Consider the following 24463-nt stretch of genomic DNA (forward strand, 5'->3'; position numbering starts at 1 on the left):
CCCATGGCCCTGACCCACGCGCGCACCGCCGAGCCGGCCCCGCCCGGCTTCCCCGACTGGAGCCACACCGCGCGGCAAGCTGCCGAAGCCGTGCCCGACCAAGCCATCGACGCCTTCTGTCGAGCGTTGAACCACGTATCCGCCGCCCAGCTCTACCTGACCGACAACCCCCGCCTCGCCCGCCCGCTCCGGCCCACGGACGTCAAGGAGACCCCCTGCGGACACTGGGGAGTCTGCCCGCCGGTCAACTACATGCTCGCGCACCTCGGGCCACTTACAGCCCGGCGGCCCGCCGGGTGCGAGGTACTGATCCTGCACGGCGCCGGGCACGCCGGGCCCTCGGCGCTCGCCCACGCCTACCTCAACGGCACTCTGCGCCTGACCGGAGACGGGCCCGGCTGGTCGATGCCTGAACTGCGGGCCCTGATCGCCGGTTTTCCCCACCCGGAACGGTTCGGCGGGGAGATCACCCCGCTCATCCCCGGCGTCCGGCACACCGGCGGACAGCTCGGCCCCGCCCTCGCCGTCGCCCAGGGCATGGTTCTGGACGCGCCGCACCGTCTGGTGGTCCCACTGGTCGGGGACGGCGAGTTGGAGACCGGGGCGACCGCGGCGGCCTGGCTCGCCCGCCGCGCTCTGCACGGCAGCGGAGACCACGGGGCGGTGCTGCCGGTGGTGCTGGCCAACGGAATGAAGATGGGCGGCCCTTCCCTGCTGGCCGGCATGAGTGAGGACGAGGTACGCGGCTATTTCATCGGCCTCGGCTACGAGCCACTGATCCACGACGGCGCCGACCTGCCCGGTTTCCGCCGACTGCTGGCCGAAGCCTTCAGCCGACTGCGGCCACTCGGCACCACCGGGCGGCAACCGGTGCTCGTGCTGACCATGCCCAAGGGACACACCGGACCGCAGCAAGTGGCCGGGCGGCAGATCGCTGGAACTCCGGCCGTCCACAAGACCCCGCTGAAAGACCCCCGCCGCGATGAGGCGGAGTTCGAGGCACTGGAGGCCTGGCTCGCCTCCTACCGGCCGGTCGAACTGTTCACCACCCAGGGCCGTCCGACCGACCTGGTCCGCCAGGCTCTACCCGGTCCGGCCCGCGAGCCGGAGACGACCCGGCCGTCGGCCTCGCTCGACTCCCAACACTCCCGGCCCTGGCCGGACGCGTCCGCGGTCATCCGCGAACGCGCGACGAACAAGGCGTTCCGCCTGTTCAGCCCGGACGAACTCGCCTCCAACCGGCTACAGCTATCGACCGGTGGCTCATTGCCGCCCTGGGCCGTGGAGATCCTGAATGAGGAGATCTGCCACGGCTGGCTTCAGGGCTACACCGAGACCGGCCGGGACGCGCTGCTGGCCACCTACGAAGCCTTCGCCCCGGTCAACACCAGCCTGCTGATCCAGCACCTCAAGCACCGGCGCCTGCGCTATCTCACTGGGCAGGGCGGGCTGCCGTCGGTCAACTATCTGATCACTTCGCTGGGCTGGCACAACATCTACACCCACCAGAATCCCGGCCTGGTCTCGTCGATGCTGGAGAGCGAGGACGGGTTCGTACACGTCTACACGCCGGCCGACGCGACGCGGGCCGCCGCCGTGCTCGCGCTGATGCTGGCCGGCCGCGACCGCGTCAACTTCCTGATCACCGACAAGCATCCCGGCCCCTCGTTCCCGCCCGCCCCGTTCCGCGATGAGCTCACCGACGGCGCCGCGGTCTGGCCCCACCTGAGCCACCGAGGCCTCCCCGACCTGGTCCTCGCCTCGGCGGGGGACGTCCCGGCTCGCGAGTTGTCCACCGCCGCGACGCTGCTGCGCCGATCGCACCCCGAGGTCAAAGTCCGCTATCTGCACATCAACGATCTCTCGGTCCTCGGTCCGGCCCCGCGCTGGCCCTACGCCCTCACCAACCAGACCTTCAGCCGCCTGTTCGGCACCGATACCCCGGTCCTGATGGCCGTCCCCACCCGTCCCGGCACGGTCCGCGCGCTACTGGCCGCCCGCGGGGAGACCAGCCGATTCCACGTCGTCGGCTACCAGGAGCCCAGTCGCCCCACCACACCCGAGGGCCTGCTCGAACACTGCGGCCTCTCCGCCGCCGCCCTGTCAGCCCGCGCGGCCCTCATGATCAAGGAGCACTGCGGATGACCACCCTCGATACGGCCTCCCCGCCCGACCCGGAAGTCCTGAACGCCTTCGAGCGCGAAGGCTTCGTGATCCTTCGCGACGTGATCTCACCCGAGTGGCGGGAGCAGGCCGCGAGCGCCGCGACGCGGCTGCTTGCCGACGACCGCACTCGCGGGCGGGACCGCAGTGCCGACGGCAAGGACGGCTTCCGTGGCATCGTCGCCATGGACGACACCTTCCTGCCCCTGGTCACCAACCCCAAGGTGCTGCCCACCCTCGTCGCGCTGCTCAGCCCGAATCTGCACCTGATGTCCAGCAACCTGATCTACATGCCCTCCATCCCACGCGGCGCCACCCGCACCATTCGCGTCCCCGAGCGGCACGGCTGGCACCGCGACATGAGCCCCGCCACCCGAGACCTCGGCACCCACACCGTCGGCCGCCTGTCCATCAAGGCCGCGTACTTCCTCAGCGACCTCACCCCCGACGCCGGCGTCACCATGATCCTCCCCGGCAGCCACACCGAAACCGGCCCGGTCACCGTCCCGGCCGGAGCCATCGACCCACCCGGCGCGATCACCCCCGACATCGGACCGTGCGACGTGTTGCTGTTCGAGAACCGCACCTGGCACGCCGGTGGCCTGAACACCTGCGGCCACCCGCGCCTCGCGGTGATGATGCAGTACGGCTACCGCTGGCTCGCCCCTGTCGACGACCCCGCTCCCCAGCTCCTGGGCCGCGAGGACCTGACCGACATCGAGCGGCAGCTGCTCGGCCAACCAGACCGCCACCCCGACGGCTCCATCGCACACGAAGGCGCCGGAGGAGCCCCCTTGCGCACGTGGTGGCAACACCTGAACCCGACCCCGGCTCGTTCTCCGAGATGACCGCGACCTCGGCCAACAGAGCAGAAAGGACTGACGAGATGACCCACTACACGCCTGACGAGCTGTTTCCCTCCACCGCCCCCTACTACGCCCGCTACCGGCCCGGCTACGCCCAAGCCTTCTACGACACACTGGCCACGCGCTTCGCCCTGGACGGCACCCAGCGCATCCTGGACCTGGGCACCGGCACCGGCGTGCTGGCCCTCCCTCTCGCCAAACTCGTCGGCCACGTCACCGCCGTAGACCCCGAGCCCGGCATGCTCGATGAAGGCCGCAAGCTCGCCGCCCAGCACGACATCACCAACATCGACTGGCGACGCGGCGACTCCACCACCCTGCTCGGCATGGGCCTGGAACCGGTGCTGCTGACCGTGATGGGCGCGGCCTTCCACTGGATGGACCGTGACAAGACCCTGCGCGACCTGGACCAGCTCATCGAGCCGAACGGGGCCGTCGTCCTCGCCTCCGGCGGCGCGCCGGGCGACGTCGAGCCCGCCCCCTGGCTCCAGGTCATCACCGACGTCCGCACCCGCTACCTCGGCCCCGCGCGCCGGGCCGGATCGAGCACCTACACCCACCCCAAAGAACGCCACCAGGACATGCTGGCCCGCTCCCCGTTCTCCACCGTCGAAACCGCCCACTGGGACCGCATCGTCACCCGCACCCTGGACGAGGTCGTCGGCCTGCAGTTCTCCTACAGCTACTCCAGCCCCGCCCAGCTCGGCGACCGTAAGGACGCCTTCGAACGCCACCTGCGCCAAGCCCTCACCGACTTCAACCCCGACGGCCGCTTCGAGGAACTCGTACGCACCGAGGCCATCATCGCCACCCGCCCGTGACAACGTGCTTGCTGCTACCTGGCCTGTATGAGTCGACGCCTGCCTTCGACGGTGAGTGACGCGTTCTTGTGTCTTATGCAGTGGGTCCCGGGGCAGAGGCGCGCTGCGCGGTGTCCCGCTGGCTGATGGCCTCGGCGACTTGCTCGATAGCGGTACGAATCGTGTCGCCGTAAGGGCCTTGGGGGAGGTTAGGGGCGTGTTCTTTGGCCATGTCGATGTGCTCGGTCGCGGCTTCGAAGGTTCCGAGTCGGCGGTAGTTGTCCGCGAGGTTGAGGTGCAGAGACGGGTAGAAGCCCTCGATATGGAGGCTGACGTGATGCTCTTGAACGCGTTGCTCGGTCACGGCGTCGGCGGCGTCCAGGGCTCGAATGTCCCAGGCCAAAGCCTGGGCGGGATCTTCGTAGAGGTCTGCCAGGTAGTGCGCGAGGGTGCAGCGGTGCAGTGGGTCGCCGGCGACCCCGATCGCGGTCCACAGGCGCAGGAGTTGGTGACGGGCGGAGGCGACGTTGCCGAGGCGGCCTTCGGTGACGGCGTGGCCAATGGCTTCCATGGTCGGGTCGGGGTCGGCGGGAGTGGTGGTCATGGGAGTGGTCCTCGTCGTCTTGCTCAGGCTGAGTGGTCGGGCTTAATGGGCATGGCCAGGGTGGTGAGATCACCGCGGTCGGCCGAGCGGATCGTGACGGGTTGGTCAGGTGCCCGCAGGTCGAGCATCACCTCGGGACCGATGGCGACGCTGACCGCCGGATAGAGCGTGGTCAGCTGGAAGGAGATCTGCAGGTCCCGCCCCGTGACGGCGGCCGGGATCGGCACGTCGGTGTGTGCGTCACCGGTTGGCAGGACGATCATGCCGTGGTGGGCCACGCGCAGCGCGATCCGTTCGCCGGGATGTTCTTCGAGAGCCCGCAGGAACAGATCCTTCGAGACCGTCACACGGGTGGTGACCTCGGGCAGTGACGCGAGCATCAGCCGGTAGTCGGGGAACTCTTCCATCAGCAACCGGCAGTGCTGGTCTTCTCGGTCCGCCAGGCGTAGCCAGATTCCGTGCGGTGTCGCCTCGACACGCACCAGTGCGCTGCGGCGGATCTCGGCGACCGCGGCCCGCAGCTCGTCGCCGTGGAGCGTGGCAGCCCATGTCGAGGTCGCTGGTTCGCCAGGAACCAGGGTTCGTGTGGAGAGCCGGTAACGGTCGGTTGCGGTCAGCGTGACCGCTTCTGGCGTCGCCTCGAGGCGCAGGCCGCCGAGTACCGGCGTCCCTGGCTCGCAGGCGGTCGCGGTCAGGACCTGCTCGACCGCGTCAGCCAGTACGGGGCCCTTCAGAGCGGTGATCGGCAGACTCGGCGTGTCGAAGAGCGAGGACTTGAGAACGACGGCGGCACGCTGCGCGGCTACCGCGTCCCCGAGAACTTTGGCGACGTGCTCGTCGATCAGCCGGAACGCCTCGTCAGGCCCGGCGTCGAGAACGGCCTCGACGGCGGTGAGGGGCATGGCGATCTCGCGCAGCTGCCGCAGCGCGGTGGCCCGTTCCACCTGGTCGGCGCTGTAGTAGCGGTAGCCCGAGACCGGGTCGGCCTCGGCAGGCCGCAGCAGCCCGGAGTCGGCGTAGAACCGCAAGGCGCTTGAGGTCAGCCCGCTTCGCTGGGCGAAGGCCCCGATCGGCATCAGCTCAGAATTCAGCACCCCGCCATCATTGGGCTTCAACCAACTTGAAGGTCAACGCCGTCCGACCGGGCAGCGCCAACAGCCCTCTCCTTCCTGGTAGTGCGTCGTCATCCCTCGGCATATGCGCCGTTGCTGAGAGTGCTCATTTGGGTAGTCTGGCAAGTCGGGGCAGGGCGAGCTATCAGAGTGGGAGGCGTCGGTGCGGCGTGACATGGGGGAGCACTACCAGAATCTCGCCAGCGCGTATGACGACAACTGGGCCTATAGTCTGGACTTCGTGCGGTGGATGTCCGGACAGATCGCCTCGACTCTGCGGCTGTCGGCGAACGACCGTATGGCGGACATCGGCTGTGGCACGGGCCTGTTCGCCGGCGGTATAGCGGAGGCCCTACGCCCACGCCATCCGGTGCTGTGCGCGGATCCTTCGGCGGCGATGTTGGATCAGCTTCCCTCGTCCCCCGCTCTGTCGCCGCTCCGCGCCTCGGCCGAGGAGATCGCGGACCAGACGGTGCCCCTGCCCTATGAGCAGTTGGACGCGATGTGGCTCAAGGAGTCGGTGCACCATGTCACCGACCCTGCCACCACGCTCACGGGCTTGGCCCGGCTGCTGGCGCCCGGCGGTCGGCTGCTGGTGGCGATGTTGCCGGCCACGATCGACTACCCGTTGTTCGCCGAGGCCCTCAAGCGGTACGAAGAGCTCCAGCCCGACCCGGCTGTCATCGCCCGGCACCTTGCTGATGCGGGGCTCCGGGCCGAGCTGACCTTCGTGGAGCATGAGCTGCGCCTGGACAGGGAGCGTTACTTGTCCATGGTCAGGTCCCGGTATATGTCCGTGCTGTCGACCTTCAGTGATGCGGAGCTCGACGCCGGGATCGAGGAGATCCGGGCCCGCTATCCGGGACCGGAGTTCGTCTTCCCCGATCGATTCGCGTTCGTCCTCGGCGTCCGCGACGACTCCACAGGCGCCACCGAATCCGACGGAGGTGCGCGGTGAGCGCTCCGGTGGACGAGCGGTTGCGCCGGTTACGGCACGAGCTGGACGATCACGCCCGGGTCGCGGAGCACCTCGGGATCGATCTGGAGCGTCCCTTACGGTCGCTGGACGATGGCTATCCGGAGAACGCCATCGCCCTGGTCGGCAAGATCACCGAGAAGCTGCTCAAGCAGCTGTGGCGCCACCATGAGGTGGCCGGCGATCCGTCCGGCCGCATGCTCAGCGAGCTGATCAAGGGCTGCCGCCCGCACATCCGCAGCTCTACGGTCCTCGATGCGCTGACCGACATCCAGCGCCTGCGCAACCGCTCGACCCACGACGGCTACGAGATCGCCGAAGAAGATGGCCTGCTCGCCGTGCGCCGCCTGGTCGATGTGCTCGCCTGGTTCACCAGCACCGCCAGTCCCGCCCTGACCGGGAACGACCCGCGGATGCAACCTGAAGTCGCGCGCCGGGTGGAGTTCCTCGCGGGCCTCTACCTGACGCTGGGCTACCGGGTCTCCAAGCGCTTCGTTCTCTCCACCGAGACGGTCTACCAGCTGTTCTGCCGCGAATCCGGCGTACGTCTGGAGTACGTGGAACTTCTGCTGTCCAAGGATGCCGCCGAGCTGCGCAACGTGCTGGAGACCACCGGCGGGGAACTGCTGAAGACCCGGCTGCCCAAGCTCACCCGGTTCGTCATCCTCGACGACGCGGTGGAGCAGCTCCACCCTCTGCTGGGGCACGATTACCGGATCGTGGGCTACGAAGGCTTCATCGACACCGTCGTCGACCTTCAGACCCACTTGGCCTCCTGCGCCACGGCCGTACCGGAGATGCCGCGCGAGCGCCAGCCCTTGCCCGGTGCCCTGCTCACCACCGACCCGCACACCGGCGAATCCCGTATCACCGAGACGGAAGACGCCGAACAACTCCTGACCCGGCTCATGCAGGAGTCGGCCAACGTTCTGATCACCGGCAAGCCGGGAAGCGGCAAAAGCACCCTGCTGCGCGCCCTGGTCAACGACACCCCTGCTACGGCCCGCCGTTTCCGTTTCTACTTCGACCTCAGCCTGAAGCCCAAGGACGAGGCCTTCGCCGAATACGTGGCCCGCATGCTGGCACCCTGCGTGCCGGGCGAACGCGCCCGTGCCTTCGACCTGTTCCTGTACCTGATCCGCTCCGGTTCAGCCCTCTGTGTTCTGGACGCCGTCGACGAAGCCGTGGACGAGCCCAGCCCCGAGGGGTTCCTGCGTTTGTTCGCGGACCTGGCCTCGGTGCTATCGGCCGAGTCCTGCGTCGTGCTCAGCTCCCGGGTCTCCTTCCTGGCCGATTCCCCGCAGATCCGGCGCCTGCTCGACTGCTCTAGCGCGATATCCGAGCAACTGGTCGAGCAGATGTACGCCAACGGCGTGGATCCTCAGCGCGTCCCCCGCTTCAGCATGCTGCGCCTGACGGACGCACCGACCGACCGCGAGCCCGCATCGGATACCGGCGCCGCCGCCCTGTCCACGCCGCTGGCACGACGCCTCCAGAACGCCCTGGACATCGCTGGGGCCCCAACGGTCGCCGAGTTGATCGACACCCACATCGACCACGCCCTCGCCGACGCCGGACTGGCTCACCTCGCCCCGGCCCTCGTTGATACGTGCGGCCGGGCCTTCCTGGAAGACCGCACCGTCTTCCCCCTCCTCGAGCTGCACAATGCGCTCGGACCGCAAGCCTTCGACGGCGGCCGGATCACTCCCGAGGATTTCCGCCTGATCCCGCTGTTCCGCCCCGCCGGCCCCCAGGCACTGGCCTTCATCCACTCCGCCCACCAGGAGCTGCTCGCCGCCCGCTACCTCAGCACCCCGGACGGCCGCGAACAGGCAGCCGAGCTGCCCGGAGCCCCCTACCTCACGGAACAAGTCCGCGCCTTCCTCGCCGCACACCCCACCGCCAACGCACATCCCGCACCAGCCGAGGACTGCGTGCTGCACCCCGGGGTGTACCTCGTCGGTCCAGCCGAACGGCTGCTGCTGCGCCGCGTCCACCACCCGATCCGATTCGACCGCTACCCGGTCACCGTCGCCCGCTACCGCCCCTTCCTCCAGGCCCTGCGCCCCGACGGAACCTCACCGTGGGACCACCCCGACCAGCCGCCCGGCACCACCCACGCGCCCTGGACCGAGCGGCTGCGTGCCCCGGACTACTACGACGACCCCCGCTTTGACGATCACCCGGCCATCTGCGTCAGCTGGTGGGCCGCGTACGCCTTCGCCGCCTTCGAAGGCAAGCGCCTGCCCACCTCCCTGGAATGGGAAGCCGCCGCCCGCGGCACCGACGGCCGCCTCTTCCCCTGGGGCGATACCCCCGACCTCGACGCCGTGAACTGCGCCGACACCTGGGCCGGCCGCCCCCTGGTCACCTACCAGGCATGCAAAGAAGAATTCGACCGCGGCGGCCTGGGCCACGCCTGGGTCACCCCGGTCGACGCCCGTCCCGCCAACCGTTCCCCCTACGGAATCGCCGACATGGTCGGCAACGTCTGGGAATGGACCTCCACCAGCGTGGGCGATCCGGACGAGGCCGTCATCTGCGGCGGCGCCTTCGACAACCCCCTACGCGCCGTCCAGGCCAGCGCCAAGGGCCTGTTCCGCCGCTCCCGAGCCAGCAACGCCGTCGGATTCCGCTGCGTCACCGAACTGTCTCCCACCATCGGTGACGACGTGAAGGAGGACCCGCAGCCATGACGGCAGGCCGCCAACAGAAGTTCGCCTCCGCCGGGGCTCCCCGATTCGGACGCGTCGTCGACCGCCGCCCCCACGGCGGCGGCATCCACGGCCGCGCCAGCAGCTACATCGTCCAGGACGACGAAGACGGCCGCCACTACACCTTCGACTACACCCACATCGTCACCGAAGGATTCCGCACCCTGCACACCGGCGAACGCGTCCGCTTCCACATCGCCCCCAATGACACCTGGCGAGCCGAATTCGTCATCCGGCTCAACCAGCCCCCCCGGAGGCGTTCTACGAGTGAGGCGCACGCGCACCGTCCCCACCGGCGCACGCCAGATCATCGCCGTAGTCCTGCCCGCACGCCTACCCGCCGACCCACCCTGGCCCCAAGGCCCCCTGCCCTTCACCCACGGCACCCGGACCACCACCACCGACACCCGCCGCACCTACTTCACTCCGGCCGCCGCCAGCGTCCTCTACGGCACCCCCGACCGCCCCACCCGCTGGCACCGGCAGGTCCGTCACGCCCACGGCTCCGCCACCATTGACGGCGTAGAACTCCTGCGCACCCCCACCGACGACGACCCCGACCGTGCCCTGGCGGTCCTCCACCTGACCATCACCGGCCCGGAACTCCTCGACACCCTCCGCTCCCTCGCCCACCGCCCCGGCACCACACCGCCGTTCGAGATCACCGGCCCCGTCCTCACCGCACTTTTGCAGGACCACGCCCACACCAGGCCGAACACGCTCCTCGAGGGCTACGCCACCGTCGAGACCGATGCCCTTCCCTACACCGTCACCCTGCTCACCCCCGGCCGACGGCCCCTGCCTCGTCTCAACCGCGGCCGGGACCATCGCCACTGGCCCGCAACCCAGCAGTGGCTTTGGGCACTCGCCTCCCGCACCAACACCGACGACTACCCACCCGACCCCGCCACCGTCCCCCAACTCACCGCCGGTGCCCTGCGCATCTCAGCTGACTGGAGCGCGCTCGTCCTCCGCCAGGGCGCGGCATTCATCGGCCACCGCCGCGACCACGGGCCCGCCGACCCGTTCTACGGCTACGCCGAACTCCACATGCGCAGCATCTACCTCGACGCCCTCCTGTTCGGCATGATCCAGCGCACCCACATCGACCACCTCACCGAAGACCTCGCCCAGGTCTTCACCGGCCCCGGCGAAGCCAACCGCCTCGCTGGCCTCGAACGCCGGATCGCCCATTTCCGCAGTACCTACTGGCGCCAGCACCTCACCACCCACGGCACCGCCAACGACCTCCTCATGGCCTACCAGCGCCAATACCGCCTCTCCGACCGTTTCACCGAAATCCTCGCCGAGGCCGCCGACCACAACCGGCTCATCCAGACCCAGGAAAACCAGCAGATCAGCGGCGCCCTCGGCATCCTCACCATCCTCGGTCTGCCCCTGGGCACCGCCCTGGGCGCACTCCAAGTCCTCGGCGACCAGAACCCCTGGCACCTCCTCACCGCCACCACTGGCGCCCTCGCCGCCACCGCCGCACTCCTCACCACCCGCTACGGCCGCCTCGTCCTCACCTCACTCCGAGGTCGTCCCCTGACGGATTCGCGACAACTGACTCGCTGTCACCGGGACTGCTGAGTGCCGCGAACTCCTGTTGTCGGAGCCTCGCCATACGCTGGATCCTGCGCAGACCGTGCCGCACGTACAGCATCTTGTGCCGTGGAACGACGCAAGACGGGATGGACGGGTACGTGCTGGCCCAGAGCCCCGCTACGCGTCCCGATCCGACTCGGGCGAGGGGGGCCGGATCGAATCGTGCCACGCCCAACCGCGTTGCGGGCGAAACGCGTTGCACGAGAGGATGTTCGAGGCGCAGGAGACATCACTGCGACGAGCGCAGATCGCGATAAACGGTTATCAAACGGCACGCGAGGCATCCGGGGGAAGATGCATGAAGTTCGACATGGGAAGCACGACTCTGTCGACTCTCGGGAAGAGCACGACGGGGTCCAGTGACGACCTGGGGGCGCTGATCCGGCTGCTGATCGCCGCCGCGGAGCCGCTGGAGGGGAAATTCAACGGCGCCGGCAAGGTGGCGTTCGACTCGTTCAAGCTCCGCGCTGATGAGATTTCGGCCGCGCTGAACGGATCTCTGCAGTCCATCCTGGGCGGGCAGTCGGGCATGGATACCGCGTTCGCCACGGGTGATCAGGAGCAGGAGGACAACGCCCATCAGCACATCGCCGGTGCCAATTTTGAGGCCGCCCGGTTCTCCGGGCGATAGGGCGATAGGGGGATTCCCGATGGGGCAGAGCCAGGACCGTAACTCTTACGACGTGGGCGCCTCGGTGGAGGTGCAGGGCAGCCTGCAGGGGATTATCGGCCAACTTGAGCGGGTCCTCGCCGACCGGGACCGCGCGGTGAAGGCCGCGATGGCCGACTTCACCGCTGATGGCGTCTCGGACGAATACCACGGCAAGGAGGTCCGCTGGAACCGTGCGGCGGCCGAGGTGCGGGAGATCATCCGCCTGGTGCGATCGACGCTGGAGAAGAACGACGGCACCGCTCAGTCGACCCTGGCCAAGGCCAAATCCGCTGTGGACAACATCGGTTGATCAGAGCCTTGAGGACGCGGTGAGCAGGTGACGGGGCGGTAGCTGGGGGGATTGGGCAATGTCCAAGTGGGACATCACCCCGTCCGGGGTCGAGTTCGTGACCTCGCTGGTGGGTGACGCGATAGACGACATCGACGCAGGCGTCAGGTCGTACGGGAAGAACATGGAGAGCGCGGCCACCTCGGCCGGCACCATCAGCGAGCCCATGTGCGGGGCGGCCCCGACCGGCCCGGTCGGGGCGGCTCTGGCGCTGTTCGTCGAGAAGACCACGCGTGAGGCGCTGTTCATCGGGGCACGGGCGGCCCAGTCGGCGAACGGCGCTCGCGAGGCCACCGCGTACTACGTCGCCGGGAATCACCACATGGCTGCCGACGCGCAGCACAAGGCCCTCGCGGCACCGAAGATCGACTTGCCGGGCGACGACACACGGGGTGGCGGCCACAAGTGAAGATGATCGATCCGGCGAGCATTCCGGAGTTCACCGGCGATCTGGAGCAGCTGGACAAGGACGTCTCCGGGCTGCGCGGCGACGCGATCACCATCCGCGACGGCGGCATGCACGCGCATTCCCGCTTCCAGATGCTGGAGGGCTTCTACACAGCGCCGGAGGCGGGCCAGCTGTTCGCCTCCACATGGCCGGCAGCCGTGAAAGCCGACGCCTTCGCCGGCGACCTGGAGAAGGTGGCTGACGCGCTGGACACGTTCGCCTATGAGATCCGCCCGCTCGTCAAGCGGCTGAAGCAGCTCAAGGCAGATGCTTTCGCGTTCGTCGACAGTGTCGAGGGCGATGACGACTGGACCGAGGATGAAGGCAAGGTCGACCGTCATCAGCAACTGTGGGACGGCGTGAACGCTGCCGTAGCCGCCTTCCAGGAGGCCGAGCGCAAGGCTTCTACTACCATCTCCGGGCTCGTGGGCGGTCCGAAATTCCTGGCGGACGACGGCAGCCACACGCAGAACCGCAAGCAGGTGATGTACGGCTACGACCTCGACAGCCTCGAACAGGCCAAGGAACTTCCCTGGGGCAGTCCGGTCAGCCAAACCTACGACGCTCTGGACTTCGGCCACCACTTCAAGAGCTTCGTCTGGGACGGCCTGGTAGTCGACAACATCTGGGGCGGGCTCAAGGGCCTAAAAACACTCACCGGACTCGACGGGGGCGACGCGGCAGGCAAGGCCTGGGGACATCTCGGAGATGTCGTGGGCGGCATCGGTCAGTACACCATCAAGCCCTATGACGCGTTCATGGACTGGGCGTTCGGGGAGGATCAGGACAGCCCCGACGAGGCCCGGCAGAAGCAGGCCGCCAAGGACTTCGGCAAGTCCCTGGTCGCCTGGGACATGTGGAGCGAGAACCCCGCCCGTGCCTCGGCGACGGTGGTTTTCAATGGCCTCACCCTCGGCGCGGTCCCGGCCGCCCGCGTCATCAAGGGAGGCAAGGCAGGCGCGGCAGCCCAAGGAGCGGCCAAGATCGGCGAGTACCTCGACCCGCTCTCTGCAACCTTCAAGATGGGGGGCAAAGCTGCCAGTTCCCTGCCCAAGCTCTCTGAGCTCACGGCCAACGCCCGTGCTCTCGACAACGTCCCCGGCTCGCACCGCCTCCACAGCCAGATCGAACTCTCGGACGGCTCCAGGGTCCGCATCGAGGACGGGGCGTTCATCCGCCTCGATGCCGATGGCAATCCCGTCCACGACACACCACGCCAGGAGCCACGGGCGGACCAAGGGGCGTCCCAGCACCAGGGTGCACCCGCGCAGCGGGAACCAGCCGTAGTCGGGGGCCACTCGGGGGCCGAGGCTATGCATTCTGGGCAGGCCCGGGGTGAAGGAACGGGCCCTGCATCTGGCAAGGTGCCCGACGGGAATCACCATGATTCTCCAGGCCCGTCCGCGAACCGTGACGTGCCACACAGCAGCGGCCAGACAGGTGACAGCCATCCTGGTCCCAGCGGAGGCGGTGGCGCCTCAGGGGGTCATGACAGCGATCCGACGCCAGGCCACAGTGGCGAAGGAAGGGATACCGCAAACACTCCACCAGGAGGTGAGCCGTCCGGCGCGTCACCTGCTGAGCATGGGAGTGATCCGCCACCCGAGATGACGGCAGCCCAAAGGGCAGCGCACTGGGGGCATCTGGAAGAAGTGGAGAAGCGAAGCAACGAGGACTTCGACCACCTTCAGCGCGACCCAGACAAGAATGGAGGAATCTCCGAACCTTCGAAGGACGAAGCGAGAGTCGGTCTGGATCTACGCGAACAGGGACGTCTTCCAGAAGACATTCGCCGCCCTTCCGAAGCTGACCGCGGAGAATTCTACTCGCCTAGCACCGGGAAGTACTACGACATCAAGGGAGTGCATTCCGACTGGCCTCCCTTCAACAACGTGCGTGACAAGTCCCAGCCCTTCCGTGGTGCATACAATCCAGCCAACAACGGCAAGTGGGTCAAGAAACTGTCGGAGCAGATCGTCGAGAAACATCGCACCGTTATCATTGATGTACGAAACGCAAATCAAGCGGCAATAGACGACGTCAAGTCGATTGTCCAGAAGAACGGCTGGGAAGACAATGTCATCTGGTACCCGTAAGGGCTGGGCTCCAGGCCAACTCCCTGGCGCCCCTGAAGCCGCACAACGCCTGCGGGAATGGCTACAGGACGACGAAGGAGGACTTGACGCTGTCGGGCTCGACTTGAGTGGTGCCGATCTGTCACAGGGCGACTTCTCTGAGTCCTGGTTCACCGACTCCAAGTTGGTCAACGTAAAGCTGATCGGAGCCGATCTCTACCGCTCGGACGCACAGGGAGCGGACTTCACCGGGGCAGACCTAACCAGGGCATCCCTCGTACGGGTGAATTTTGACGACGCGGTTCTGCGGGGAACCACTCTAGACGGGGCAGACCTCGTCAAGGCATCCCTGTGTGATGTCGATGCCACAGGAGCAAGCTGTCGTGGCACGCAATTCATGGGAGCGTCGCTACTCGACGTGGACCTCCGCGACGCCGACTTGACGGACGCGGTGCTGCGAGAGAATTCATTTAAGGTGGCGATGAACCATGCGACCAACCTTAAGGGAGTGTCGGGCTCAGTTTTTGGCCCCGTGAAGCTCTTCGAGCAAGGCTCCGTTCGCGAGCTGGGCGGCGTCGCCTTGGAAGAATGGATAAGAGAGAAAGGCGGCAACGTCCAGGTAATCACCGGGGCTTGATCTCACGACCGCGCAGTTGATGCTTGCCAGCGCCAAGGTTACTGGTAGACAATATTGTTTGATCTGCGCCGCCGGGTGCCGGAAGCAGGCGCTGGGGCGGTAGCTGGGGGGATTGGGCATGTCTGGGTGGGACATCACCCCGTCCGGGGTCGAGTTCGTGACCTTGCTGGTGGGTCACGCGATCGACGACATCGACACAGACGTCAGGTCGTACGGAAAGAACGTAGAGAGCGCGGCCACTTCGGCCGACACCATCAGCGAACCCTACTGCAGGGCCGCTCGGACCGACCCGGTCGGATTGACGGTGGCTCGGCATGGCAGCCCAAGCCCTGACAACGAGGGCTATGCGCAGGACCTCGGCGAGGGGCTGGCCAAAACCATCTTGAGGCTGGAGCGATCGTCGCGCTGGTTCGGAGGCGCGCTTGACAAGGCCGTACTCCATGTGCAGGCGCGTCTGGCCGTGGATCCCAGCGCGTCTGAAATCGAGACCTGGGAAGCCGTGGTCTCGGCGATGCAGGTGGGTTCTGCCGTCTTCGCCTCAGCGAGCGCTCCTGAGGGCACCGTGCAGTGCCGCATCAACCATGAGATGCGGACCCTGCCCGCCACCGGGCCACAACCGTACGCCGACGCTGGCAATTGGCTGACAGCATTGTGGTTCGCCATCGTCTGTCGTGACCAGAAGCGCATGACCCAGCTCTGTGAGTTGTCCCTCGACTTGTTGCGTGCTTCGGGAGCGGAGTACGACGAGTACATCTACCACTGGGTGGACAGCCTGCAGACCTACTGGCTGGAGCGGCCGGGTTTGGTCGATAAGCTGGTAGCCGCGATCGAGAACTCTGACCCGAGCGTGGCACGGATCGCCACACGAGAGCAGCTCAACAAGATTCTCTACCAGCCCATTAACCTCTTCCGCTGTTTCCTACGCAAGGACCACACCGCGTTCAACGACGCGCTTCAGGAGGCCCTGGAGCTGCACAAGTCGTACTGGACCGCCAACGAGGAGCGGGAGGAGAGCCCGGCCGGATATCTGGCCCTGGGTCCGCTCGCCATCACCTGTCTTGCCTACGACGCCGGATTTCCCATTGAGGTCGAATCGGACTACCTGCCCAAGCATCTGCTCCAGCGCGACTGGCTGGGCGAATTTCCGACGTGACGCACGCACACTCTGCAAGAGGTAGTGAACGACCATGGCAGCGCAGGATTATGACAGTCAATTGCTGGAATCGGTGTCGGTGCGGCGTCGACGGTTGCGGGACGCCTTGTTGCTCGGAACGCAGCGGCAGCGGCGGTCGGTGGATGAGCGGCTGGGGAAGGTCGTTGCCGGGACGGTGATTGCCGGGGTGTTGTGTGCCGGATGCGTGGGCTGGTCGTTCATTTCGCACCGGGTCGCCGGGCAGAGCCCGTATGGGCCTTCGACGCCGTCGACCGCGCCATCCGTGGGGAGTTCGGCCCGATGATAGGTTCGAACGCGTGGTAGCAGCGGGGACGACAAGCGGTACGGAACTGAGTCGGGTCACTCTCGTCGGTGAGCGGCGGCGCATCGATCTCGTCCTTCCTTCCCAGGAACCGATCGGTCGGCTGCTGCCGGAAATTCTGCGGCTGCTGGACGATCAGGTTGCGGCGCGGCCTTCATCTCGGCACCTCGTGACCGCCAGCGGCTCGGCGTTGGCTCAGGACAGCACGTTGCTGTCGGCCGGGGTGCCGGATGGTGCGGTGTTGCGGCTGGTGCGTGTCGAGGACGCGCCGTCGGCGCCGGTGGTGCATGACGTCAGCGATGAGGTGGCGGAGGACCTTGGCCTGCGCGCGTGGCGCTGGCGCCCGGCTGCACGTCGCGTGTCGGCGGGGGTCGCCCTGCTCGTGTGGGTGCTGACCGCCGGGTTGGTTGCTCGTGGCGAGTTCACGTCGTCCTCCGTCATGTCCGTCTTGCTGCTTGCGGCGCTGGTGCTGGCTTCGGCAGGCGCGCTGGCTGGGCGTGCGGTGCATCGTGGGGTGGCCACGGCGTTGATCGTCGCGGCGGGTGCGCTCGGCGTCCTGGGCGCGTGGACGCTGGCTGACGCGCAGGCGTGGTCGGGTGCGGCGCGGCTCGCCGGGACGGCGGGTGCGGTGGCAGTCGCGCTGTTGCTTCTGGGGTGGTTTTCGCCGCTGGGGCGTGGTGGGTTGATGGGAGCCGGGGCGGTCGCGGTCATGGCCCTCGGCTGGGAGATCGTCATAGCGCTGCAAGGCGGCGGTGCGACGGCTGTGGAGCAGGCTCGCGTAGGAGCTGTTCTGGCGGTCGTGTCGGTTGTGGTGCTGAGTGTGGTGCCGCGGCTGGCGATGATGGCATCGGGGCTGTCCGCGCTGGACGACCGGCGCTCGGGTGGGACGTCGGTGAGCCGCCACGAAGTGGCTACGGCGTTGACGGCCACCCACCGCGGGCTGGCGCTCGCCACGCTCGTCGTATCCGTCTCGGCAGGCGCGGCCGGGTTCCTCGCACTGCGTTCCCCCACGGTGTGGACGGTCCTGTTGGCCGTGGTCGTGGCTGTGGTGGTGTCGCTGCGCGCGCGGGCTTTCCCGTTGACCGTCGAGATCGTGGGCGTGCTGCTGGCCAGTGTGGTCGTGGTCTTGCGGTTGATCGCGGTGTGGCTGGAGCGTTCCTCGGCCTACGGGCCGCTGGCGGCGCTCGTCGCGCTCGCGGTCATCTCGCTCGGGGCTTTGGCGGTGCAGCCCGCCGAGCATGTCCGGGTGCGTCTGCGGCGTGCGGGGGATCTGGCCGAGTCGGCCGGGGTGTGCGCGTTGCTGCCGCTGTTGATCGGGGTGTTCGGGGTCTACGGGCGCCTGTTGGACACGTTCGCGTAGGGGTGGCGGCATGTCTCAGGGAGACTGGCAGCAGGACGTGTTGCGGGAGCTGGGCCAGAGCCGAGCCGAGGAGAACCCGCAGAGGGGTTCCGCGGCGGTGCCGCCCGCCTCGGCATCGCTCTCGCCTTCGTCCGAACCTCCGGAGAATGCGGGGCCAGACTCCACCCGGACCGATGCCCCGGTTCCGGCGCCCGGATCACGGCCAGCCGACAGCCGGGAACCCCGGGATCCGCAACTGCCTCTACGGACGCCGGAGTCCGCGCCGACCGTAGACCCCCGGCTGGCGGGCGCGTTGGGGCGTCCGCTGCACGGGGACTCAATGGCACGGCGGGCCCGCCGCTCCGTGCGCATGCTGGGGACCTCCGTGGCTCGGGAGGTCACGGAGGGCACCCGGCTGGCGCAGGAGGTGCAGCAGCCGGTGACCACCGGACGGGTGATCGCCGTAACGTCCATACGCGGTGGCGTGGGGAAGTCCACGGTGACGGCCTTGCTGAGCCGGATATTCAACCACTACCGGCGTGATCCGGTGCTCGCGTTGGAGGCGGACGCGGCTCTGGGCACGTTGCCGGTGCGGCTCGGCGCGGAGTCCGTGCGCTGGTCGTGCTCGGATCTGGCGCAGATTCTCACCCCCTCAATGCAGCTGACGGATGTCATCGGCTACCTGGTGCCGGTGACCGACGGCGGCTGGCTGTTGCCCGCGAGTCAGGGGCGGGTGGGGGCACCGCTGGATGTCCGCACATACCGCACGGTGACGATGGCGCTGCGCCGGTACTTCGCGGTGACCGTGGTCGATTGCGAGACGCTGCCGGGTGAGGTGGCGCGCACGGCGATGGACACCGCGCACGCCCGCGTGGTCGCCGCGCCGATGACCGCCGAGGGCGTCAACGGCACCCGCGTCGTCCTGGACTGGCTTGCCCAATTGCCGCACGCGGCCCTGGCCAGCACAGTGGTGGCGCTCACCGCGAGTTCCCCCGACACGACACTTGATGTGCGGGCGGCGAGCGCGTACCTGCGGGAGACGGGAGCAGCGGTCGTACCCGTTCCATACGACCGCCATCTGGGCGGAGGAGGCCCCATTCTGAACACCATGCTGGGACGGGACACCCGGGAGGCCGCCACCCTGTTGGCCGCCGAAGTGATGCGGCGTGCGGTAAGGGTGCGGTGAGGACGGAATGACCCAGCATGTGATCCACCGGCCCGCCCGCAGCACCCGGCCGCTTCCCTCCGCCTCCCCGCGCACCGTAGAGCCACCGCCCAACCTCCCCGAAGGCAAGATCGGCAATGCGGCGACCACGATGCTGCCGATGGCCGGCGTCATGAGCTCGGTCGTGATGATGACCGTGATCCGCAACAGCCAGTTCGCCGCGCTCGGTGCCATCGTCCTGGTCTTCGCCCTGCTGGGGGCCGTTGCCCTCTTCTGGTCCCAGCGTGGCAAGGCGCAGCGCACGCGCCGCACGCAGCGGGAGCGTTATCTGGAGTATCTGGAGGAGCTGCGCGAGGAGTTCGGGCGGCTGGAACGGGAGCGCCGTCAGGGCGCGCGGGTGCTGAATCCGCCGCCGGAGGCGCTGTACGACATCGTGCGGGATCCGGCGCGGCTGTGGGAGCGTCGCCGGCTGGACGAGGATTTCCTCCGGGTGCGGGTGGGCGTCGGCGAGGTTCCGGTGCAGGAGCTGACGGTGGGGCAGCACTCGGGCAGCGTTCTGACCCCGCCGGACCCGTTCATGCTGAACGAGGCCCGTGCGCTGCTGGGCCGCTTCGCCACCGCAACCGACTTTCCGCTCACGGTGCCGCTGGACCGGGCGGGCGATGTGTCGATCGTCGGCGACCGTGACGGCGTACTGCGCGTCGCACGAGCACTGCTGCTCCAGGCCGCCGTGGCCCACGCACCGGACGACCTCTCCGTGGGTCTCGCATTCCCCACGGAGCGGGAGGAGGACTGGTCCTGGGGCAAATGGCTGCCGCACGTGCTGGACACGGACGAGGGCGACGGGCCGGTGGCCGCCCGCCGTATCGCGGCCGGCCTGCCGCAGCTGTCCAAACTGCTGCCCACAGAATTGCGGCGCCGCGCCTCGTACGCCGCCGAGGTACGGCGCGGTCTGTCCGACCGGAGCGCGCTGCAACTCACCAACCGACTCCTCGTGATCAGCGACGCATACGGGGAGGCGGCCTGTGAGCTGCCGCGCCCGGACGAGGCCGTCGCCCTGCGCGACATGGGCGTCACCGTGCTGCACCTGCTGGAGCGGCAAGTCCACGAGCCGGACCAGGTGAGTGTGCGCATCACCGTTGACGGAGAGCGGATCGAGGTCGAAGACCTGCGCACGCCGGAACCCGCACGCTCCACGGGCACCGTGGACGCTGTCACGCTCCCGGGTGCGGAAGGACTGGTGCGCGAGCTCGCACCGCTGAGGCTATCGGCCACGTCCGCGCCGGAGGGCGCACCCGTGTCCGGACCGGTGGACTTCCCCGAACTGCTCGGCATCGACGACCCGGCCACCCTGGACCTGGACCGGCTGTGGGCGCCACGAGGTGAGCGGGCCTTCCTGCGCGTGCCGATCGGGCTCAGCGACCGCCACGAGCCCGTGCTCCTCGATGTGAAGGAGTCCTCGGAGCTGGGCATGGGGCCGCACGGGCTGTGTGTGGGGGCCACCGGCTCCGGCAAGAGCGAGTTGCTGCGCACGCTCGTACTCGCCCTCCTCACCACCCACCCGCCCGAGGACCTGGCGCTGGTGCTGGTCGACTACAAGGGCGGCGCCACCTTCGCGCCGTTCGACGATCTGCCGCATGTCGCCGGTGTGATCACGAACCTGGAGAACCAGGCCGGGCTGGTCGAGCGGGTGCACACGAGCCTGGCCGGAGAGGTCAAACGCCGCCAACAGGTACTCAGAGACGCCGGGAACGTCGCCGACATCGGCCACTACGCCGCGCTGCGCGCGACCCGACGGCCGGAGCTGGAGCCGCTTCCGCATCTGTTCGTGGTCATCGACGAGTTCGGCGAACTGCTCACCGCCAAGCCCGACTTCATCGACCTGTTCCTGTCGATCGGCCGCATCGGCCGGTCGATCGGGGTGCACCTCCTGCTGTCCAGCCAGCGCATCGAAGGTGGCAAGCTCAAGGGCCTGGACACCTATCTGTCCTACCGCCTGGGCCTGCGCACCTTCTCCGCAGACGAGAGCCGCACGGTCCTCGACACCACCGACGCCTTCCACCTCCCGCCGCTCCCGGGCTTCGGCTACCTCAAGGTCGACACCTCCACCTACGAGCGCTTCAAAGCGGGCTACGTCTCCGGCGGCTACCGTGGCCCATCCCTGCGCAAGCCCCAGGACGACGAACCCCTCGCCCTGCCGTACCCGACCTTCAACACCCATCAAGCCCCGGAGCACGCGGCCGCTCCCGAGCCGGAGAGCACCAAACGGGACACCGGGCCCACCGTGCTGTCGGTGATGGTCGACCAGCTGCGCGGAGCAGCGGAGCCGGTACGCCGCATCTGGCTGCCGCCACTGCCGGACACCATCACACTCGACACCGCGGCCGGACCAGTCCAGGCATCGGACCGCGGCCTGCACCTCACCAGCCGCACAGACCCCATGCGGGTGCCGCTCGGTGTCCTCGACGACCCGGCCAGGCAATGGCAGGACCCATGGCTACTGGACCTGACCGTCGCGGGCGGGCACGCGGCCATCATCGGCGGCCCGCAGACCGGAAAAACCACCCTGCTGCGCACCATCGCCCTGTCCCTCTCCCTGACCCACACTCCCCGCGAGGTCGCCCTCTACGGACTGGACCTGGCCGGCGGAGGGCTCAGCGCCCTCACCGACCTGCCGCACGTGGGCGGCATAGCCGGGCGCGCCGACCATGAACGGGCCACCCGCGCCGTCGCCGAAGTCCGCGCCATGCTGAACGAGCGCGAACAGCTCTTCCGCGAACACGGCATCGACTCCATCGCCCAACTCCGGTCCCTGCGCGCCCAGGGTCGACTATCCGGACTCTCCTCCACCGACATCGTGCTCCTCATCGACGGCTTCGGCGCGCTGCGCGACGAATTCGCCGACCTCGAGGACGCCGTCACCGACCTGCTCAAACGCGGCAGCGGCTACGGCATCCACGTGGTGGCCGGGATGCTGCGCTGGAACGGCGTACGCATCGCCACCCAGTCGATGTTCGGCACCCGCGTCGAACTGCGGCTGAACGACGCCGCCGACTCCAGCATCGACCGCAAACTCTCCGAAACCCTCAGCCCCGACACCCCGGGCCGGGTCCTGACCGACGCCAAACTCTTCGCCCAGGTCGCCCTGCCCCGCATCGACGCCCACCCGGCAACGGGCGACCTCGCCGTCGCCCTCGAAGAGGCCGCACACACGGCCCGCGCCACCTGGCACGGCGAACTCGCCGCCCCGGTACGCGTCCTGCCCACCCATCTGCCCTCCACGAAACTCCCCTCGCCCGCCGTCGAGCCATCACGGATCCCCATCGGCCTCGACCAGGACGCCCTCGCCCCCGCACACCTGGACCTCTTGGCACACGACCAGCACCTGCTGATCCTCGGCGACAACGAATGCGGCAAGACCAACCTCCTGCGACTCATCACCCGGCAGCTCACCGACCGCTACTCGGACGAGGAACTCGTCTTCGCCGTCTTCGACCCTCGCCGCGGGCTGCGCGGAGTCATCCCCGAGCCCTACCGAGGCGGCTACGCCCACAACCCCAAACTCTCCGCAGCCCTCACCACGGGCATCGCCAAGGAACTCGACAAGCGTCTCCCGGACGAAACGGTCGACCACGACGCACTCGCCGATGAGCCCTCCTTCAACGGCCCACGCATCGTCATCCTCGTCGACGACTACGACATCCTCACCACCGCAGGCCAACAGCCCCTGGCCGGCTTCCTGCCCTACGTCCCCTCCGCCCAGGACATCGGGCTGCACTTCGTCATCGCCCGCCGCACCGCCGGATCCTCCCGGGCCCTGTACGAGCCGCTGCTGACCACTCTGCGCGAGACCGGGACCGCCGCCCTCGTCATGACCGGCGACCGCACCGAGGGCCAGCTCTTCCCCGGCCTCTACGCCTCGGCGCAACCGCCCGGCCGCGGCACCCTCGTCCGCCGCGGCCGCCCCCACCAGCTCATCCAGACCGCTTTCGCCCCCGAGGCCACCCCCGCCACCACACCGGACGACGCCACGTGACCAAGGACGTCATCGCCCTCACCCCGACCATGCCCGACGTACGCACCCTGCTGGCCGGGCTCTACGCGGGCGGCCCCGACCTGCGCGTACGCACCGCCGCTGACGGCGCCGTCGTCCAACTCTGCACCCCGGACGGAAGCACCCTCGTCTCCATCGAAGCCCCCATCCTCATCCACACCCCCGGCGAACCGTCCCGCCTCCTCGGCACCGGAACCACCACCCCGGACAGCCCCGTCTGGTGGACCGAAGCACGCGCCACCACCGCCGTACTCGAGGCCGGACAGCTCGCGGGCTCCTTCGCCGGACGCCTCGCCACCGTCCTGGGCGGCACCACCTGGCCACCGGAAGCGGCAACCACCGAGGTCATCCCCCTCACCACCGACACCACAACAACCCCAGCAAACGCACACCCAGCCATAGACGTCCTCACCGACACCACAGCGGTCGTCCTCCAGGACCGACCAGTCATCCCCATGACCAGCTGGCTCTCCGACGCCCTACGAAGCGCGATCACCAGCGACCGAGCCCTCCACATCGTCACCCCCAACACCGCCCGCCTCACCCTCCCCACCCGCAACGCCCTGGGCGGACACCCCCACCGCTGGGTCGTCCAAGACCCACAGGACGGCTACTACGACGGCCTCTCCGGCGCCGTGCTGCACTGGCAAAACGGCACCTTCGCCCCGGCCCGCACCACGTCCGGCACCACGCCCGTCGCACAAGCCTTCACCAACACCACCAACACAGGCGACCGCCAACTCATCCTCGCCCTCCGCACCCGCCACCCCGCAGACGACCACCTCATCCTCGGCCGCGCCCTCGAAACCACCTGGCACCACCTCACCGGCACCCCACCCGCCGGATGGAGCACCGCCGAGCCCGTCAACCTGCCCTGGTCCACCCGCCAACTGACCGACCTCGCCCGCCGACGCGCACCCCGCCCCACCTGGCTGATCGCCATCGGCCACCCCGACCGCCCCGCACTCGCCACCATCCGTATCGCCCGCACCACCGCCGGAGTCGAAGAAGACATCACCCTCACCATCGGCTACGCCGAACACGAACCCCCGCCGCTGGACGCCATCCCCCACCTCGCCGAGGCCCTCACCACCGCCGACCACGGCCTGACCTCGATGCTCACCTCACTGCGCCACGGCCCACGCGACCTCACCATCGCCCCACACATCGCGACACCCCCCAACCCCGTCGCCCTCACCCTCGGCCCCGACACTGTCCACGCCATCGGCACCCACCACGCCCAGCACCCACCCCTCAACCTCACCCCCACCCAACTCGGCCCCGCCTCCCGCCCCGCCCTGCACTACCCCCTCGGCGACGCCACCAACGACCAGACCTGGACCACCCTCAAACACCTCACCCAACACCTGCGAACGGGAACCTGACCCAGCCGATCAGCCTCCTCACCGCACGACATGCTCGCGGC

General features: G+C 68.5%; 19 protein-coding genes. 17 read left to right on the forward strand and 2 right to left on the reverse strand.

Features of this window, described 5'->3' with window-relative positions; genetic code table 11:
* Window positions 1-3 precede the first annotated feature (3 nt).
* Genes NQU54_RS10240 through NQU54_RS10250 form a run of 3 tightly spaced genes read left to right on the forward strand, consistent with a single transcriptional unit; the run spans window position 4 to window position 3850 of the window.
* A complete protein-coding gene (locus NQU54_RS10240) occupies window positions 4-2145 on the forward strand; it encodes a phosphoketolase family protein (RefSeq protein WP_257630785.1) in 2142 nt (713 codons plus the stop codon).
* A complete protein-coding gene (locus NQU54_RS10245; protein WP_257630786.1) occupies window positions 2142-3011 on the forward strand; it encodes a phytanoyl-CoA dioxygenase family protein in 870 nt (289 codons plus the stop codon). The genes NQU54_RS10240 and NQU54_RS10245 overlap by 4 nt, the downstream gene beginning before the upstream one ends.
* A 38-nt stretch (window positions 3012-3049) precedes the next feature.
* Window positions 3050-3850, forward strand: coding sequence for a class I SAM-dependent methyltransferase (locus NQU54_RS10250; protein ID WP_257630787.1), 801 nt, complete (start codon window positions 3050-3052; stop codon window positions 3848-3850).
* Between the two features lie 73 nt (window positions 3851-3923).
* On the opposite strand, the gene NQU54_RS10255 is transcribed toward NQU54_RS10250, so the two are convergent.
* Both NQU54_RS10255 and NQU54_RS10260 read right to left on the reverse strand, forming a co-directional pair.
* Complete coding sequence (locus NQU54_RS10255) at window positions 3924-4433, reverse strand: hypothetical protein (RefSeq protein WP_257630788.1); 510 nt, start codon at window positions 4431-4433, stop codon at window positions 3924-3926.
* Window positions 4434-4456: 23 nt separating this feature from the next.
* On the reverse strand, window positions 4457-5527 hold the full coding sequence (locus NQU54_RS10260) for a DNA polymerase III subunit beta family protein (RefSeq protein WP_257630789.1): 1071 nt from the start codon (window positions 5525-5527) through the stop codon (window positions 4457-4459).
* Between the two features lie 181 nt (window positions 5528-5708).
* On the opposite strand from NQU54_RS10260, the gene NQU54_RS10265 reads away from it, so the two are divergent.
* From NQU54_RS10265 to NQU54_RS10330, 14 genes are all read left to right on the forward strand, one after another.
* Window positions 5709-6503: a class I SAM-dependent methyltransferase gene (locus NQU54_RS10265; RefSeq protein ID WP_257630790.1), complete on the forward strand. Its 795-nt coding sequence runs from the start codon at window positions 5709-5711 to the stop codon at window positions 6501-6503.
* Window positions 6500-9217, forward strand: a complete 2718-nt coding sequence (locus NQU54_RS10270) for an SUMF1/EgtB/PvdO family nonheme iron enzyme (protein ID WP_257630791.1) — start codon at window positions 6500-6502, stop codon at window positions 9215-9217. Before NQU54_RS10265 ends, NQU54_RS10270 begins: the two co-directional genes overlap by 4 nt.
* Window positions 9218-9502: 285 nt before the next feature.
* Window positions 9503-10828: a hypothetical protein gene (locus NQU54_RS10275; protein WP_257630792.1), complete on the forward strand. Its 1326-nt coding sequence runs from the start codon at window positions 9503-9505 to the stop codon at window positions 10826-10828.
* Window positions 10829-11141: 313 nt separating this feature from the next.
* Entirely contained in the window at window positions 11142-11474 is a 333-nt protein-coding gene (locus NQU54_RS10280; RefSeq protein ID WP_014055916.1) for a hypothetical protein, read from the forward strand.
* A gap of 19 nt (window positions 11475-11493) precedes the next feature.
* Window positions 11494-11805, forward strand: coding sequence for a pore-forming ESAT-6 family protein (locus NQU54_RS10285; RefSeq protein ID WP_014055917.1), 312 nt, complete (start codon window positions 11494-11496; stop codon window positions 11803-11805).
* A 58-nt stretch (window positions 11806-11863) separates the two neighbouring features.
* Window positions 11864-12253: a DUF6507 family protein gene (locus NQU54_RS10290; RefSeq protein ID WP_257630793.1), complete on the forward strand. Its 390-nt coding sequence runs from the start codon at window positions 11864-11866 to the stop codon at window positions 12251-12253.
* Window positions 12250-14388 (forward strand): hypothetical protein, encoded by a 2139-nt coding sequence (locus NQU54_RS10295; RefSeq protein WP_257630794.1) that lies wholly within the window; start codon window positions 12250-12252, stop codon window positions 14386-14388. Before NQU54_RS10290 ends, NQU54_RS10295 begins: the two co-directional genes overlap by 4 nt.
* A 103-nt stretch (window positions 14389-14491) precedes the next feature.
* Window positions 14492-15004 carry a pentapeptide repeat-containing protein gene (locus tag NQU54_RS10300; protein WP_257630795.1) on the forward strand — a complete coding sequence of 171 codons (513 nt, stop codon included), beginning with the start codon at window positions 14492-14494 and terminating at the stop codon, window positions 15002-15004.
* Window positions 15005-15122: 118 nt separating this feature from the next.
* Window positions 15123-16157 carry an Imm49 family immunity protein gene (locus NQU54_RS10305; RefSeq protein WP_257630796.1) on the forward strand — a complete coding sequence of 345 codons (1035 nt, stop codon included), beginning with the start codon at window positions 15123-15125 and terminating at the stop codon, window positions 16155-16157.
* 34 nt (window positions 16158-16191) lie between these two features.
* Window positions 16192-16461 carry a hypothetical protein gene (locus tag NQU54_RS10310; RefSeq protein WP_078505226.1) on the forward strand — a complete coding sequence of 90 codons (270 nt, stop codon included), beginning with the start codon at window positions 16192-16194 and terminating at the stop codon, window positions 16459-16461.
* A 13-nt stretch (window positions 16462-16474) separates the two neighbouring features.
* The gene (eccD, locus tag NQU54_RS10315; RefSeq protein WP_257630797.1) at window positions 16475-17839 is read left to right on the forward strand and encodes a type VII secretion integral membrane protein EccD; all 1365 of its coding nucleotides are present in this window, start codon (window positions 16475-16477) and stop codon (window positions 17837-17839) included.
* A 10-nt stretch (window positions 17840-17849) separates the two neighbouring features.
* Window positions 17850-19004: a CpaE/TadZ family protein gene (locus NQU54_RS10320; protein WP_257630798.1), complete on the forward strand. Its 1155-nt coding sequence runs from the start codon at window positions 17850-17852 to the stop codon at window positions 19002-19004.
* A gap of 7 nt (window positions 19005-19011) precedes the next feature.
* Window positions 19012-23019 (forward strand): type VII secretion protein EccCa, encoded by a 4008-nt coding sequence (eccCa, locus tag NQU54_RS10325; protein WP_257630799.1) that lies wholly within the window; start codon window positions 19012-19014, stop codon window positions 23017-23019.
* Window positions 23016-24422: a DUF6177 family protein gene (locus NQU54_RS10330; RefSeq protein WP_257630800.1), complete on the forward strand. Its 1407-nt coding sequence runs from the start codon at window positions 23016-23018 to the stop codon at window positions 24420-24422. The genes eccCa and NQU54_RS10330 overlap by 4 nt, the downstream gene beginning before the upstream one ends.
* The last annotated feature ends 41 nt before the right edge of the window (window positions 24423-24463 follow it).

Origin of the sequence: Streptomyces malaysiensis subsp. samsunensis, from assembly GCF_024519315.1 — a bacterium.
Taxonomy (GTDB): Bacteria; Actinomycetota; Actinomycetes; order Streptomycetales; family Streptomycetaceae; genus Streptomyces; species Streptomyces malaysiensis.

Bases quoted from the DNA above. Each gene is read 5' to 3' on its own strand.
- NQU54_RS10245 (WP_257630786.1), top strand. From the start codon at position 2,142: ATGACCACCCTCGATACGGCCTCCCCGCCCGACCCGGAAGTCCTGAAC.
- NQU54_RS10305 (WP_257630796.1), top strand. From the start codon at position 15,123: ATGTCTGGGTGGGACATCACCCCGTCCGGGGTCGAGTTCGTGACCTTG.
- NQU54_RS10285 (WP_014055917.1), top strand. From the start codon at position 11,494: ATGGGGCAGAGCCAGGACCGTAACTCTTACGACGTGGGCGCCTCGGTG.
- NQU54_RS10255 (WP_257630788.1), bottom strand. From the start codon at position 4,433: ATGACCACCACTCCCGCCGACCCCGACCCGACCATGGAAGCCATTGGC.
- NQU54_RS10290 (WP_257630793.1), top strand. From the start codon at position 11,864: ATGTCCAAGTGGGACATCACCCCGTCCGGGGTCGAGTTCGTGACCTCG.
- NQU54_RS10310 (WP_078505226.1), top strand. From the start codon at position 16,192: ATGGCAGCGCAGGATTATGACAGTCAATTGCTGGAATCGGTGTCGGTG.
- eccCa (WP_257630799.1), top strand. From the start codon at position 19,012: ATGACCCAGCATGTGATCCACCGGCCCGCCCGCAGCACCCGGCCGCTT.
- NQU54_RS10240 (WP_257630785.1), top strand. From the start codon at position 4: ATGGCCCTGACCCACGCGCGCACCGCCGAGCCGGCCCCGCCCGGCTTC.
- NQU54_RS10320 (WP_257630798.1), top strand. From the start codon at position 17,850: ATGTCTCAGGGAGACTGGCAGCAGGACGTGTTGCGGGAGCTGGGCCAG.
- NQU54_RS10250 (WP_257630787.1), top strand. From the start codon at position 3,050: ATGACCCACTACACGCCTGACGAGCTGTTTCCCTCCACCGCCCCCTAC.
- NQU54_RS10280 (WP_014055916.1), top strand. From the start codon at position 11,142: ATGAAGTTCGACATGGGAAGCACGACTCTGTCGACTCTCGGGAAGAGC.